11 protein-coding genes are annotated in these 14,706 nt (G+C 68.6%); 10 read left to right on the forward strand and 1 reads right to left on the reverse strand.

The genetic code is table 11. The features are described from left to right. Positions 1-298: 298 nt before the first annotated feature. Positions 299-871 (reverse strand): PadR family transcriptional regulator, encoded by a 573-nt coding sequence (locus PUT80_RS15750; protein WP_037817708.1) that lies wholly within the window; start codon positions 869-871, stop codon positions 299-301. Between the two features lie 115 nt (positions 872-986). Between PUT80_RS15750 and PUT80_RS15755 the strand changes: the two genes are divergently transcribed. The 10 genes from PUT80_RS15755 to PUT80_RS15800 all read left to right on the forward strand — a co-directional run bounded on the left by PUT80_RS15755 (position 987) and on the right by PUT80_RS15800 (position 14,219). Next, on the forward strand, positions 987-2,540 hold the full coding sequence (locus tag PUT80_RS15755) for an AMP-binding protein (protein WP_037817702.1): 1,554 nt from the start codon (positions 987-989) through the stop codon (positions 2,538-2,540). 5 nt (positions 2,541-2,545) lie between these two features. Then, positions 2,546-4,984 (forward strand): xanthine dehydrogenase family protein molybdopterin-binding subunit, encoded by a 2,439-nt coding sequence (locus PUT80_RS15760; protein ID WP_020661417.1) that lies wholly within the window; start codon positions 2,546-2,548, stop codon positions 4,982-4,984. 2 nt (positions 4,985-4,986) lie between these two features. Next, the gene (locus PUT80_RS15765; RefSeq protein WP_020661416.1) at positions 4,987-5,766 is read left to right on the forward strand and encodes an enoyl-CoA hydratase/isomerase family protein; all 780 of its coding nucleotides are present in this window, start codon (positions 4,987-4,989) and stop codon (positions 5,764-5,766) included. Between the two features lie 9 nt (positions 5,767-5,775). After that, entirely contained in the window at positions 5,776-6,681 is a 906-nt protein-coding gene (locus tag PUT80_RS15770) for an FAD binding domain-containing protein (protein WP_037817700.1), read from the forward strand. Next, positions 6,678-7,928, forward strand: coding sequence for a 2Fe-2S iron-sulfur cluster-binding protein (locus tag PUT80_RS15775; protein ID WP_275292485.1), 1,251 nt, complete (start codon positions 6,678-6,680; stop codon positions 7,926-7,928). The genes PUT80_RS15770 and PUT80_RS15775 overlap by 4 nt, the downstream gene beginning before the upstream one ends. 162 nt (positions 7,929-8,090) lie before the next feature. Further along, positions 8,091-9,344, forward strand: coding sequence for an MFS transporter (locus tag PUT80_RS15780; RefSeq protein ID WP_275292487.1), 1,254 nt, complete (start codon positions 8,091-8,093; stop codon positions 9,342-9,344). A 1,477-nt stretch (positions 9,345-10,821) separates the two neighbouring features. After that, the gene (locus PUT80_RS15785; RefSeq protein ID WP_275292489.1) at positions 10,822-11,724 is read left to right on the forward strand and encodes a LysR family transcriptional regulator; all 903 of its coding nucleotides are present in this window, start codon (positions 10,822-10,824) and stop codon (positions 11,722-11,724) included. A 134-nt stretch (positions 11,725-11,858) separates the two neighbouring features. Continuing rightward, entirely contained in the window at positions 11,859-13,190 is a 1,332-nt protein-coding gene (locus PUT80_RS15790; protein ID WP_037817699.1) for an MFS transporter, read from the forward strand. Then, on the forward strand, positions 13,187-13,942 hold the full coding sequence (locus tag PUT80_RS15795) for an aspartate/glutamate racemase family protein (RefSeq protein ID WP_275292491.1): 756 nt from the start codon (positions 13,187-13,189) through the stop codon (positions 13,940-13,942). The genes PUT80_RS15790 and PUT80_RS15795 overlap by 4 nt, the downstream gene beginning before the upstream one ends. A 148-nt stretch (positions 13,943-14,090) precedes the next feature. Continuing rightward, positions 14,091-14,219 carry a hypothetical protein gene (locus tag PUT80_RS15800; RefSeq protein ID WP_275292493.1) on the forward strand — a complete coding sequence of 43 codons (129 nt, stop codon included), beginning with the start codon at positions 14,091-14,093 and terminating at the stop codon, positions 14,217-14,219. Positions 14,220-14,706 lie beyond the last annotated feature (487 nt).

Genomic DNA, 14,706 nt, shown 5'->3' on the forward strand with positions numbered 1-14,706 from the left:
GCAAAAAGTACACGACCGGCAACGCCGGTCGAAGGGGGGCGGCATGCTGCGCCGGCAGAGGTGACCGTGCGGTCTCCGTCCGTGCGGGGGTCGTCTGTCCGGCGGCAGCTGACTACGGCCGGCCGGTTGCGGATCAAAGGCTGAACTTCGCCGCGTCGCTCTGGGCGGTTTCCGAGGTCTTGGAGCCCAAGGGCGCACACCAGGCCCAACGGTTCCCGCGGTGCGTTGTCGGCGCGAGGTAACCGGGTGGACGAGGCAGAGAGCTGCGTTCCGGGCGGCGGCCGCCGGCGCGGGGACGCTAGTCCCGAGGCGACTGCTTTCCGATCTCGAACTCGCCGCGGTCGGCGCGTTCGCGTACGCCGCGCCAGAACTCGAGGGCGGCGTATTCCATGCCGAGCCCGAGTTCCAGGGTGATCATCCGGCCGGCGACTTCCTCGATGTGGCCGAAGCGGCGCTGCATCTCCTCGTATTCGGCGATCCGGCGCTCGTGCTGCTCGACCTGACCCTTCGCGAGCTGTGCCACGTCGTCCGGTCCGGCCAGCTCGCTGAAGAACAGCTTGATCTCCGCTACGTCGCGCAGTTCGAAATGCTCGTCGACGGGCTCGGTCATCCAGCCGCGCAGCGCCTTCTGGCCGGCTTCGGTGATCGAGAACGTTTTGCGCCGGCGCCCCGAATCTTCCTCGTCGAGTTCCAGCAGGCCGGCTTCCTCGAGCCGTTTGGGTTCCGAGTACAGCTGCGCGTGCGGGAAGTTCCAGAAGTAGCCCACTGAGCGGCCGATCGCGCGTTTGAGGTCGTAGGACGTGGAAGGACCGCGCAGCGCGATCATGCCGAGCACCACGTACGACGTCGTCGACAACCGAACCGTTGACATGCTCCGAACCATATCGTAGCTTCGCAACCATCCGAAACAGACGGTCAGAATCGTACCGTGTGTTACGTACGGTAGTTCCGATCGGCACGACCGCTGTCGCGATGGAGGGACGGTCATGGATCTGGGCACGGTTCTGCGCTGGACGGCGGAGCGTTATCCCCGGCGTCGCGCGGTGGGCGGCAGAAGCCCCATGACCTATGCGGAGTGGGATGCGCACACCGACCGGCTGGCACGGGCGCTGGCCGAGCTCGGCGTCCGGCCCGGCGAACGGGTGGTGCTTTCGCTCGCCGGTGGCGAACCGCTGGCCAGCCTGCACCTGGCCGTGCAGAAGCTCGGTGCGGTCTCGGTGCCCCTGTCCTTCCGGTTCGCGCCGCCCGAACTTGCCTACTGCGTCGCCGACGCCGCGCCCGCCCTGGTGATCACCGACGCCTCGACCGCGGCTCTCGCGGACGAGGCGCTGGTTGGGCTGCCCCCGGTGGCCCGGATCGCCTCCGGGTCAACGGGCGAGGACACCGTCGAGCGCCGGGCGCTGGCTCAGCCGAGCGGCTGCCTGGGCATCCGAGTGTCTGATCAGGACATCAGCGTGATGCTCTACACCTCGGGCACCACCGGGAAGCCGAAGGGCGTGCCGCGCACGCACTCCGCCGAGCACCACGCGGCGATCGCGCATTTGATCCAGAGTGGACAGTCTCGCTTCGACGCCACGCTGGGCGTCATGCCGCTGTTCCACACGATGGGGCTGCGCACTCTGCTGGCCACTCTGGTCGGCGCGGGAACCTGGGTGCCGCAGGTGAAGTTCGACGCGGACGAGACGCTCGAATTGATCACCGCGGAGGGGATCGGTTCGCTGTACCTGGTGCCGACGATCTACTGGTCGCTGGTGCGCACCGGCCGGCTCGCCGAGGCGCGAACCGTGCGCAGGCTGGCCTACGCCGGCTCGTCGATGACGCCGGCGTTGGCCGAGCAACTCGCTGGCGCGCTGGAACCGGAGTCGTTCGTCAACCACTTCGGCAGCACCGAGATCTACACCTTCACGATCGGCCCGGACGTTGTCGCGAAGCCGGGGTCGGCGGGCCGCGCCGGCATCTTCTCCCGGGTCCGGCTGGTGGACCCGGATCCCGCGGCGCCGCCGGACGCCGAAGTGAAGCCGGGGGAGCAGGGGCAGATCGCCGTCTCGATGTCCAGTCCCGAGGCGTTCGCCGGGTACTGGCGCCGTCCCGACGCCGACGCCAGCTCCATTCGCGGCGGCTGGTATTTCCCCGGCGACCTGGCGATCGCCGACGAGGACGGGGACCTCTGGGTCGCCGGCCGGGTCGACGACATGATCAACTCCGGCGGCGAGAACATCTACCCGGAGGAGATCGAGGACGCGCTGATCCGCTGCGCGGCGGTGCGCGAGCTGGTCGTCGTCGGCATCGCGGACGACCGGTGGGGCCAGGCCGCCACCGCGTTCTTCATCCCGGGCGACGGCATGACCCCCGAACACGCGACCGAAGTGCTGGAGACCTTCGTTCGCGAGCAGTCCGGGCTGCCGTCGTTGAAACGCCCCAAGCGGTTCGTCGCCGTCGAGACCATTCCCAAATCCGGGGTGGGCAAGATCCTGCGCCGCGAACTGAGCTCCGGCAACTACCGCGCGCTGTCCGACAGCGCCGCAGAAGCAGGCAGGTGAGCCGAATGAACGCAGTCTCCGACAAACCGGCCAGGAGGACGGCGCGAGTCGAGGACCCCGCGCTGCTCACCGGCCGCGGCAGGTTCCTCGACGACATGGACCCGTTGCCGGGCACGCTGACCGCGGCGATCGTGCGCAGCCCGCACCCGCACGCCCGGATCCGCGGCGTCGACCTCGAGCGGGCCCGCCGGCACCCCGGGGTCGCCGCGGTGATCGGTCCCGAGGAGGTCAAGGCGACCCTCCGGCCGTTCCCGCTGGCGCTCAAGACACCGATGCCGTACTACCCGACAGGGACGGACAAGGTGCGCTTCGTCGGAGAACCGGTCGCGGTCGTCGTCGCAGGCGACCGGTACCTGGCCGAGGACGCGGCGGAACTCGTCGAAATCGACTACGAGCCGCTGCCGCCGGTGGTCGACGTCGAGAAGGCGCTCCTGCCGGACGCGCCGCGGCTGCACGAGGACGCGGACGGCAACGTCGCGACCGACCGGACCTTCGCCTTCGGCGAGGTGGACGAGGTGTTCGCCAACGCGGATCACGTGGTGAAGGGCAAGTACCACTTCCCGCGCTACTCCTCCACCCCGATGGAGTGCTACTCGGTCGTCGCCGAGTGGCAGGACGAAGTGGACGGTCCGGCCATCCAGGCGTGGGCGAACTTCCACGGCCCGTTCTCCATGGTGGCGGTGCTGGCCGGTGCCTTCGGCCTGCCCGCGTCGCGGATCCGGCTGATGATCCCGGCCGACAACGGCGGCAGCTTCGGCATCAAGGCGGGAATCTATCCCTATGTCGCGCTGATGGCGCTGGCCAGCAAGCACGCGGGCCGGCCGGTGCGCTGGACCGAGGATCGCATCGAGCACCTGCTGGCCAGTTCCGCCGGGTCTGACCGGGCGATGCGGTTCGAGGCCGCCGTGTCGGCCGACGGCATCGTGCAGGGGCTGCGGGCCGACCTGGTGGACAACGTGGGTGCCTACTTGCGGCCGCCGGAGCCCAGCACGCTGTACCGCTGCTTCGGCAACATCACCGGCGCCTACAAGATCGACGCTGTCGAGATCCGCTCGCGTGCGGTGGTGACGAACAAGACGCCCACCGGACTCAACCGCGGCTTCGGCGGCCAGCAGCTGTACTTCGGCCTGGAACGGCTGATGGACAAGGTCGCCGAGACCTGCCGCCTGGACCCGGTCGAGCTGCGCAAGCGGAACTTCGTGCGGCACGAGGACTTCCCGTACGCCACGCCGACCGGCGGCATCTACGACTCCGGCGACTACGACCGCGCACTGGACATGGTCGTGAAGAACGCGAACTATCAGGCGCTGCGGGAAAAGCAACGGGAAGCGCGGGCGAGGGGCGAGTACTTCGGCCTCGGCGTGGCCACCATCGTCGACCCGTCCGCGACCAACATCGGCTACGTCGGCCTGGCCACCCCGGCCGAGCAGCGGGCGTCCGGGCGCGGCAAGTCCGGCTCCACCGAGCACGTCCGGATCAGCGTGGACCCCAACGGGCTGGTGTCGGTGCTGCTGGGCACCGTGCCGCAGGGCCAGGGCCACGCCACCGTCGCGCAGCAGGTGGTTGCCGAGCAGCTCGGCCTGCCCCTGGACCAGGTGCGCCCGATCGTCGAAATGGACACCGCCACCACCCCGTGGACCATCAGTTCGGGCAGCTACTCCTCACGCTTCGCACCGCTGCTGACCAGCGCGCTGGTCGAGGCCGCGGAGAAGCTCGCCGAGACAGTCAAGATCGCCGGAGCCACCCTGCTCGGTGTCGCGGCCGAGGACGTGGAGCTCGCCGAGGGACACGTCCGGCAGCGCGGCGAAACGGGCCGGGCGGTCCCGTTCAAGCACGCGGCCGGGTTGGTGCACTGGGATCCCGGCGCGCTGCCGGAAGGCACGTCCGCGCGGTTGTACGAGGAAGCAGCGTTCACCCCGCCGCAGTCGAAGGCGGCGAGCCGCACAGACCAGATCAATTCCAGCCTGTGCTACGGCTTCGTCGCGGAACTGGCCGTCGTCCGGATCGACCCGGACACCCGCGAGGTGAAGCTCGAGCAGGTAGTCACCGTGCACGACGCCGGCACGATCCTCAACCCCACCCTGCTCGAAGGCCAGGTGCACGGCGCGCTCGCACACGCACTGGGCGGCGCGCTGTTCGAGGAGATGCGCTACACCGACGCCGGGCAGCCCACCGCCACCTTCATGGACTACTTGTGCCCGACCACCGCGGAAACGACCTTCGAGCTCAACAGCGACCACCTGGAAACACCGTCCCCGCTGACCCGGCTCGGGGCGAAAGGCTGCGGCGAAGGCAGTTGCATGAGCCTGCCGGTCGCGATCGCCAACGCGGTCGCGGACGCGCTCGCTCCGGCCGGAGTGGACGTCACCAGCCTGCCCCTGCACGGAAACGTGCTCCACGAGCTGCTGACCGGCAGCACCTCGCAGAACGAAAGGAACCACTGACGATGGCACTCACCGGAGGCGAGATCAGGCTCGACCGCGGCCACGAAGGCCGGGTCGCCTACCTGACCCTCGATCACGGCAAGTACAACATCATCACCTGGGAGACCCGTCAGGTGATGGCCGACCGGTTCGCGGAGATCGACGCCGACGACGAGATCAAGGTCGTGGTCGTCCAAGGCGCGGGGGAGCACTTCTCCTCCGGCGGCGACATCGCCGGGTTCATGGAGGTCGACCCGATCGACTTCACCGACCTGGGGCAGAACGTCACCGCCCCGGCACGCAGCCCCAAGCCGGTGATCACCGCGGTCGACGGCTACTGCTTCGGCGTCGGGCTCGAACTCGCGCTGTCCACCGACATCCGGGTGGCTACCCGGCGCGCCGAATTCGCGCTGCCGGAAATGCGGCTGGGCATGATTCCCGGCTCCGGCGGCACCCAGCGCCTCGCCCGGCTGATCGGGCTGTCCCGAGCGAAGTACCACGTGATGACCGCGTCCCGGATCAACGCGCAGCAAGCCGGGGACTGGGGCCTGGTGGCGAACGTGGTCGAGGACCGGGCCGCGCTGGACGCCGAGGTGGAGCGGATCGTGGGCGTGCTGCTCGGGTTCTCCCCGCTCGCCGCGCGCACCGCCAAGGAGGTGCTCGACAAGGGCGTGGACGCGCCGCTGTACTCCGGCATCGAGCTGGAGCGCAAGGCGTACTCGATGCTGCGCTCCAGCAACGACTTCGCTGAGGGCGTCGCCGCGTTCACCGAGAAGCGCGCACCGAAGTTCCAGGGCCGGTGAGCTGACACCATGAAGGCCGCACCATTCGCCTACGTCCGGCCGTCGAGTCTGTCCGACGCGATCGCCGAACTCGCGAGCACGGGCGGCGGCGGCAAGGTCATCGCGGGCGGGCAGTCACTGGTCCCTGTGCTGGCCATGCGGCTCGCCCGCCCCGAAACCTTGGTGGACATCAATTCCGTCCCGGAGCTGGACCGGGTCGACACGGCGGGCGGGTACCTGGAAATCGGCGCCACGGTGCGCCAGCGCCGGGTCGAACGGGACCCGGCGGCTGCCACGGTTCCCCTGCTGGGCATGGCGTTGCCGTGGGTCGGGCACCGGGAACTGCGCAGCCGGGGCACCGTGTGCGGGAGCCTCGCGCACGCCGATCCCGCCGCCGAGCTGCCGGCCGTCGCGTGCTGCCTGAACGCCGAGCTGACCGTGACCGGCACCGAGGGTTCCCGTCAGGTGCCGGCCCGGGAGTTCTTCTCCGGCGCGATGACCACCGCGCTCGGACCGGACGACATCCTGACCGCGGTGCGCTTCCCGGCAGGCGGCGATCGGGAAGGCTTCGGGTTCGCCGAGATCGCGCGCAGGCACGGCGATTTCGCGCTCGCCGGGGTCGCGGTCCGGGTCCGGGTGCGCGGTGCGGAGACCGAGGCGGAGCTGACCGGGTTCGGCGTGTCCGATCGGCCGGTCACCCGCTCCGTCCGCGCCGAGCTCGCCACCGCGCTCGGTGAGTGCGGCGGCGACGTGCGCCGCCTGGCGAGCGCTCTGTCCGACCCGCTCGCGGCGGTGGCCGACGAACTGGTCGACACCGACGGCGACGCCCACGCGTCCCGCGACTACCGTCGCCGGCTTTTCCGCACGTTGGCGAGCCGGGAACTGTGCAAGGCATACGAGCGCGCTCGCAGGAGCGCCGGTGAGGTGACCTCGTGAAGACTGTTCCGGAAACGACCGAACCCTTGGCGCAAAAAGGAAAACCGCGTGCGGTCAAGGCGGCCGCGGACGCTCCCGTCGAGGTCAGGATGACGGTGAACGGAACGCCTGCCGTGCTCAGCGTGCCCGCGCGAGTGACGCTCGCCGACGCGCTGCGGGACCACCTCGGGCTCACCGGCACGCACGTGGGTTGCGAGCACGGCGTGTGCGGGATGTGCACGGTGCTCGTGGACGGGGAAGCAGCCCGGGCCTGCCTGCTGTTCGCGGTCCAGCTCGACGGGGCGGACATCGTCACCGTGGAGGGCCTGGGCCGGCCGGACGACCTGCACCCGCTGCAAGAGGCATTCGGCCGCAACCACGCGCTGCAGTGCGGTTTCTGCACCCCCGGCTTCTTGATGAGCTCGTACGACCTGCTCAGCAACAAGCCCGAAGTGACCGAGGACGAACTGCCCGAGGAGCTGTCCGGGGTCATTTGCCGCTGCACCGGGTATCGCAACATCCTTGCCGCGGTCGAGGAAACCCGGGCGGCGCACCCGGACGGCATTCCCGCCCCGGGCAACTGCGCGCGCCGGGCGCTTGTGGGCCGGGCCAGCGGTCAAGCGGGCAGCACCGACGGCCGCGAAGCCGACGAGGACAGCAACGCCGCCGAGACCCGCCGGGTCGACATCGTGCTGCCGGACGGCGATCCGACGATCGCGGTCGACATCGAGACCGAGATCGGCGTGCCGGTGGACGCGGTGTGGCGCGTGTTCGACGATGTGTCGCTGCTCGCCCGGTGCCTGCCAGGAGCAGAGCTCACCGAGGACCTGGGCGAAGACCACTATGCCGGCCGCGCGCGCGTTTCGGTGGGCCCGATCAAGCTCGCGTTCAAAGGGGTGGCGCACGTCGTCGAGCACGACCGCGCCAGTCAGCGGTTGCGCGTGCTCGCGCAGGGGCAGGACACCGGCGGAGCGCAGACCCAGGCCGACATCGTGCTGCGCACCGAGGCCACCGCCGCCGGCACCGCGATGCGGGCCGAAGCCAAGGTCTATCTCACCGGGCGCATCGCGCAGTTCGGCCGCGCGCTGGCCGGGGACGTGAGCCGACGCATGTTCGAGCAGTTCGCGGACACCCTGGCCGAAGCCGCGACCTCCGGGCAGGCGCCCAGCGGTCCGGTCAAAGCGCCGAGCGCGCTGAAACTCTTGTTCGCTCCGCTGTTCGACCGGATCCGGACAGCTTTGCGTCGCCCGCGCCGGAAGTCCCGCTGATCCGGATTCGCGGGCAGGAGTTCACGTTTCGGATTCCTGTCCTGGTTCTCGCTGTCCTGTCTCGTCTCCCGTGAGGGGAAAACCTTGACACCCGATATCGCACCACGGTCAAAGTCGCCTCGTGCCGCGGTATTCGCATCCGTCGCCGGCTGGTCCTTCGACTTGTTCGACCTGTTCCTGCTGCTCTACGTGGCCGGCCCGATCAGCAAGAACATCTTCCCGAGCACCAGTCCGACCCTGGGTATCGCCGCGGTGTTCGGCTCGTTCGCGGTCACCGTCGTGATGCGCCCGGCGGGTGCCGCGATCTTCGGCGAGCTGGCCGACCGCAAGGGACGCAAGGCCACCATGGTGCTGGTCATGGGCGGCGTCGGCATCACCACCGCCGCGATGGGCCTGGTCCCGCCGCACGCCGCGGTGGGCGTGCTCGCCCCGATCTTGTTCCTGGCGCTGCGGATCGCGCAAGGATTGTTCGTCGGCGGCGTCACCGCGACCACCCACACGCTCGGCACGGAGAGCATCGGCGCGCGCTGGCGCGGCCTGATGAGCGGGCTGATCGGGGCCGGCGGAGCGGGCCTCGGCGCCGCGCTGGCCAGCTTGGCCTACATCGTGGTCTCGGCGATCTTCACCGGCCCGGCATTCGACCAGTGGGGCTGGCGGGTGCTGTTCTTCTGCGGACTGCTCAGCGCGCTGCTGAGCTTGTTCGTGCTGCGCAAGGTCGAGGAATCTCCGGAGTTCGAAGGGAAACAGCGGGCTCCGGTGCCGTTCCGGGAACTGGTTCGGGGCCGCGGAAAGAAGATCCTCGCGCTCAACATCGCGGTGGCCGCCGGCGGCGGCGCGCAGTACTATCTGACGTCCGGGTACTTGCCCACCCTCCTCAGCGAGGTGGTGGGGGTACCGGCAGGTCAGCGCGGCACCATCCTGCTGATCAGCAGCGTCGTGGTGATCGGGGCGGCGATCGGTGCGGGCGAACTGAGCGAACGGCTCGGCCGCCGCCGCACCATGATCGGGTTCGGCCTGTGCAACCTCTTCGCGTTGCCGTTGCTCACCTGGGGCATCGCCTCCGCCGGAGGCCATCGCGGCGCGGTCGTCGCGGTGCTGTGCGTGATCATGGTGATGCTGTCCAACGCCGCGTACTCGCCGCTGATGATCTTCCTCAACGAGCGGTACCCGACCGAATTGCGGGCCAGAGGCACCGCAGTGAGCTGGAACCTCGGCTTCATGCTGGGCGGGCTGATGCCGACCGTGGTGAGCCTGCTCAGCCCGGCTCTGTCGGACGTTCCCTCGCGGCTCGTGATCTTCTTGGCGGGCGCGACCCTGGTGTTCGTCATCGCGATCCTGGCCAGCCCGGAAACCCGGGGTGCGCTCGATCGTGAGCGCGGCGCCAGGACCGCGGCCGACGACGCCACTCCCGTCTGACAGTGGCGGGACACCGGATACGTGCTCTTCGGTCGGTGGGCGAGGCAGGGCATGCGGCTCGATCCGGACGCCGGGGCGGCTGGGCACGTGACGCGCTTCCGGCCCGCGCCGGCTGATCGGGATGCCCGGACCTACTACCGGTGTGCCGCGCGTGTCGGTGGCCAGTTGAACTCCCAGCTAACTCCCCTCTGGCGGCCAGTTAGCGGGAGAGTTATCTGCCATGCGCCCGACTGCGTAGCGTGCCTCCCGGCGCGTTCGCGGAAGCCGGTCAGGACGAATAGCGGCCGGTAGCTCCCGATCGACATGGTCGTGCCGAGTGCGACCGCGCTCTGGGTGCAGTCCGCGAGTTCGCCCAGCAACCGGCCGAGTTCGCCGGTTATCTATCGATAAACCGATGCGATGAACGCAAGACTATGGTTTGATTATCCGGTGAGATGCGAGTCATCGTGCTCGCCAGCGGAGCTATCCGACCAGTCGTTTTCCTTTATGGCAGAGTCTTCGGCTGGCTCTCGCTGTCGCCGAGGCGGCGAACACGGCCAGCGAGACGCTAGCCGTCGAGAAACATTCCATCGAGTTCGTGCCGATCTTCGGGGCTCGATGATGTGCAGTGCAATCAGACATTGTGGGATCTGGTTTCCGACGGAATACTGCATTCCGTTGCGAGTGGCGCTGCGACTCCCTCAAAAGGTAATCGCGACATTCGCAAACTCCCAGGTGGTCACTTGAGCTGAAGGCGGCGCTTGTCGCACGTCGCCATTCGCGTTTATCGCACAGTTGAGCAGTAGGCCGACGGGGGCGTTTCGCCGGCGCGCCACGGCCCGCCGAGCACGGCCCGCCGAGCACGGTCAGTCGTGCCGGAGCTTCCCAGCGGTATTCCTGTTGCGCACTGCACCGAACAATGCGCAAGCCACCCCTTCGGGATACCCCGAAGGGTGCACTTCGTCAGTCATGGCTTTCGGGTTTCCGCGGCCATTTTGTTCTGCCTGACCCCGAAGACGGCCGCGTGTCCGTGAACCCGACGCTGCCAAGGCGCGGAAACGCCGCCACTGCGGCAGCGGAGCACGCGGAACATCCGACGTCGCCAATCGGTCATCTCGACGTGGCCGTACTCGGAATGCCTCCTCCGTCAGCCGATCGTGGTCGAGATCGCGCTGAACCAGATCGCGAGGAGCAGCTAGCGGTCGCCCTCGTCGACACCGCCGTTTTGTACAAGGACCTGCGCGGCTCGGACTGCTTCGGCCAACCGGTCGCCAGCACGGCGCACGCACTCGGCGGGCAACTCGTCGAAGGATCCGAAGCACGGGGCTGCTTCGCGAACCCGGGATTCCCGGCGTTCCCGCGGGATGTCTGCGGCGGGCCCGGGGATGCGTATCCTTTCGGGCGAAGCCTCCCGATCGCATTACTTTCCCGCACCCTGCCGAAACGAGCCAGGAGCAACCTGGGAATGCTCAGATCGGTGAAAGGAGAGACCGGAGCGATGACGCTGGACCCGACGTCCCTGAAACTGTTCGTGCAAGTGGTCGACCACGGCACGATCGCCGAAGTCGCCGACCGCGAGCATCTCGCCGCCGCCGGGATCAGCAGGCGGCTGCGCGATCTGGAGCAGATGCTGGGAACGGAACTGCTGGTGCGCACCAACCGCGGAATCACCCCGACGGCGGCCGGTGCCGCTTTCGCGGTCTCGGCCCGGCAGGTGCTCGACGACCTGGCAGACCTGACGCGACGGATGCGGGACTTCTCGTCCGGGGCGCGCGGGCTCGTGCGTCTGCTGGCGAACATCTCCGCGGTGTCGACCTTCGTGCCGCCGCTGGTCGCGTCGTTCGCCGCCCGCTATCCCGGCGTCCGGCTGCAGGTGCTCGAACAGGACAGTCTCGCGATCACCGAGGCGGTCGCCGAGAACCGGGCGGATATCGGGCTGTTCACCAGCCTGCCGTACCACGCCGACATCGAGGTCTACCCGTTCCGCCGAGACGAGCTGAAGGTGCTGGTGCCGGAACGGCATCCGCTGGCCGCGTGCGATTCGGTCGGCTTTGCCGAAACGCTCGACCACGAGCACGTCGTGCTCCGCACCGGAACGCATCTGCGGCTGCAGATGCTGACCGCCGCCGGGCAAGCCGGGCGGACGCTGCGGCATCAGATCGAAGTCGCGTCCTACGACGCCCTGTGCCGGATGGTCGAATGCGGCCTGGGGATCGGCGTCGTTCCGGCCGGGAACCTCGTGGGGTACGCCTTGACCGGCACCAGAACGCTGGCTCTCGACGAGCCGTGGGCCAGCCGCGACCTGTCCCTGTGCGTCCGCCGAGCCGAGGCGCTGCCACCCGCGGCGCGGCTCATGTTCGAACACCTCCTCAGCGACGAAGGACGCGCCCTCCAGCCATGACGGCAGGTGATGGCGGTCTCGCGAATCATTGCTGTGCAACGGCAACGCGTCCTGCTTAATCTTCATCGTCCGCTCAGGACCAGCCGTCGGGCACTGGCACCGGAACATGGGAACAAGGGAGAGAGGGGACATCGATGATCCGTGCTGACTCGCCAGAGTCGCCGTCTGCCGGCATGGGCCCGGTCGCACCTTCCGTGCGCTGGAAAACGCTCGGAGGTTGCTGGGGTGCTTGGCTTTTCGACGCGCTCGACGCCGCAGTGTTCAGCTTCGTCCTGCTCGCGGTCGCGCACACGTTCCACACCACACTCGCCGAGGTAGCGTCCTCCGTCGCCTGGTTCTTGCTGGCTACCGGTTTCGGCGGCTATCTTTTGGGCTACCTCTCGGACCGCATCGGGCGGAAACGCACGTTGCTGGTATCGGTCGTCACCTATGCGACCGGAACCCTGCTCTGTGGCTTCGCGCACAATGTCGTGGAGCTGAGCGTCTACCGGCTGTTGGTCGGCATGGGCGTCGGCGGCCTGTGGTCGGCCGCGGTCGCGCTGGTCAGCGAAGTCTGGCCGACGCGGAAACGCGCGTGGGCGATCGCGGTCATGCAGACCGGATGGTCCGCGGGCAACCTCCTGGCAGCGGTCCTCGCCTGGACCGTGCTGGATCCCGCCGACCCGGCGTCATGGCGCAAGCTGTTCGTCATCGCCGCGATCCCCGCGTACGTCGTCGCTCTCGGCATTCTCGTCGCGGTGAGCGAATCTCCCGTCTGGATCGCCGAGCAAGCACATGGCGGACGCGAAACCGCCCGGCCCGGCATCGCGGCGATCTTCCGGCGGGAACTCCGCGCGACCACCGCGAAAGCCTTGTCGATCTCCGTCCTGGGCATGTTCGGCTACTGGGTGATCATGACGTTCACACCGACGTTCCTCCAGAGCGTGCTGCACGTCCGGATCGACCAGGCACCGGTTTTCCTGGTGTGGACAGGGGTAGGCGCGACTGTCGGCTACCTGCTGTTCGGTGCCCTCGCCGAGCGGATCGGCAGGAGGCGGGCATTCGCGTTCTTCTTCGTGGGCATCGCCGTCTCGATCCCGCTGTTCGCCTACGGCGTGCGCATGATCCCGCTGAGCGACGGAGGAATGGCCTGGACGACAACGAACGTCGCGATCGTCGGCGGGCTTTCGGCCCTGCTCGGCTTCTTCACCGGGTACTTCAGCGGATTCGGCGCCTGGTACGCCGAACTGTTCCCCACCCGTGTCCGGGCTGCCGCGGCCGGGTTCTGCTTCAACTTCGGGCGGGTCGGGGCGATCGCGGGAATCGTCGTCGTGCCGCTGCTGGTGCCCGTCGCCGGCTTTGCCCTCACCTACTGCCTGGCCTCCGTGACCTACCTCCTCGCCGCCGGCCTCGTTTTCACTTTGCGCGAAACCGGCGGCGAGGAACTCGACGCGAACCACCACCCCGTTTCCGAGGAGAACGCATGACCACCAACTTCCGCATCGGCCAGATCGTGCCGAGTTCGAACACGACGATGGAGACCGAGATTCCCGCGATGCTGCACGCGCGGCACCGGCTCTTCCCCGAAGAGCGCTTCACGTTCCATTCCGCGCGGATGCGGATGATGCACGTGGATCCCGACGAGCTCAAGCGCATGGACCTCGACAGCGACCGCTGTGCCGTCGAGCTCAGCGACGCGCGGTGCGATGTGCTCGCCTACGCATGCCTGGTGGCGATCATGTGCCAGGGGCCGGGTTACCACCGCGTGTCCGAGCAGCGGCTCGGCGAGGTGGCCGAGGCTAACGGGGCACCGACGCCCGTGATCAGCTCGGCCGGGGCGCTGGTCGCCGGTCTCAAGACGATCGACGCCAAAAAGGTGGCGATCGTGACGCCGTACCTGAAGCAGCTGACCGCTCAAGTCGCCGGATACCTGGAGAGCGAGTCGATCGAGGTGACCGACGCGCTGAGCCTGGAAGTGGCGGACAACCTCGCAGTGGGCCGCCTCGACCCCGCCGACCTGCTCGACCATGTCGAGCGCCTGAACATCACGGGTGCGGACGCTGTCGTCCTGTCCGCGTGCGTCCAGATGCCCTCGCTGTCCGCGATCGAGCCGGTGCAGGACAAGCTCGGCGTGCCAGTGGTCACCGCGGCCGCGGCGACCGTGCATCGCATCCTCACCACGCTGCGTCTCGACACCACGGTGCCGGACGCCGGTCATCTGCTGTCCGGCGCCTACTGACTCCTCCATACGGGATACCTCGAACGGACAGTCGTGCGGTGCCGCAGGCGTGCTGCCTCCACCGGGCAGAACGTGCGCCAAACGGCCGCAACGGCAGGCAAACCGGCTACGTCGACGTTCTCCATTACGTCCACTATGGAGCGAATCGATGACGTCCGGCGAAGCGTCCCTGCGACGCAGTCTGTCCACCCGCGCCGTGATCGCCACCGTCGCGATGGTGTTCACCGCACGGTCGCCCGGCGCGGCCGGGGCAGGCCACTCGGAGGGCCCGATGTGAGCACCCCGATTCCGTTGTGCCGCCTGGATATCGCGGATCGCCCGGAAGGAGCCGTTGACCGGATCCGGTTCCCGGGCGTGGGCGAAAGCCGGCGGCGCTCGCTGTGCCGAGAGAACCTGTGGTGCATCCCGTGTTCGGGGATGTCATGCGACGAAGCCTGTCTTGGTACCTCGCGCCTGGCGTTGGGAAATCCTTCGTCCAGTTGAGGTTCGCTCGTGCTCTGGACACGGGTGCGAGCGTTGGCAGAGGGCCGGTCTGGCGTGCCTAGCCGCCCGGGCGAGGGCAGCCGCGTGCACGGTTGAGTGGTAGTGGCAGCGGTTGCTCCTTCGATGAGGCCCATGTCCCGCAGCATCGCTAGTTACCGGTGTGCTGAGGGCACCGGACTCGCCCACTGCTCAGCAACCTCCTTCACCGAGGCGTCGGCCGCTGGGCGGCGAAGGCGAACAACATCACCAGTGCCCGGCGAGCGCTGTCGAGTTTCGGGCGT

The sequence above is a fragment of the Amycolatopsis sp. La24 genome (genome assembly GCF_029087445.1).
Classification (GTDB): Bacteria; Actinomycetota; Actinomycetes; order Mycobacteriales; family Pseudonocardiaceae; genus Amycolatopsis; species Amycolatopsis nivea.

What these genes read in the sequence shown, in the direction of transcription:
- PUT80_RS15785 (WP_275292489.1), top strand. Translation starts at nt 10,822, where the DNA reads ATGACGCTGGACCCGACGTCCCTGAAACTGTTCGTGCAAGTGGTCGAC.
- PUT80_RS15765 (WP_020661416.1), top strand. Translation starts at nt 4,987, where the DNA reads ATGGCACTCACCGGAGGCGAGATCAGGCTCGACCGCGGCCACGAAGGC.
- PUT80_RS15790 (WP_037817699.1), top strand. Translation starts at nt 11,859, where the DNA reads ATGATCCGTGCTGACTCGCCAGAGTCGCCGTCTGCCGGCATGGGCCCG.
- PUT80_RS15750 (WP_037817708.1), bottom strand. Translation starts at nt 871, where the DNA reads ATGTCAACGGTTCGGTTGTCGACGACGTCGTACGTGGTGCTCGGCATG.
- PUT80_RS15760 (WP_020661417.1), top strand. Translation starts at nt 2,546, where the DNA reads ATGAACGCAGTCTCCGACAAACCGGCCAGGAGGACGGCGCGAGTCGAG.
- PUT80_RS15800 (WP_275292493.1), top strand. Translation starts at nt 14,091, where the DNA reads ATGACGTCCGGCGAAGCGTCCCTGCGACGCAGTCTGTCCACCCGCGCC.
- PUT80_RS15755 (WP_037817702.1), top strand. Translation starts at nt 987, where the DNA reads ATGGATCTGGGCACGGTTCTGCGCTGGACGGCGGAGCGTTATCCCCGG.
- PUT80_RS15795 (WP_275292491.1), top strand. Translation starts at nt 13,187, where the DNA reads ATGACCACCAACTTCCGCATCGGCCAGATCGTGCCGAGTTCGAACACG.
- PUT80_RS15770 (WP_037817700.1), top strand. Translation starts at nt 5,776, where the DNA reads ATGAAGGCCGCACCATTCGCCTACGTCCGGCCGTCGAGTCTGTCCGAC.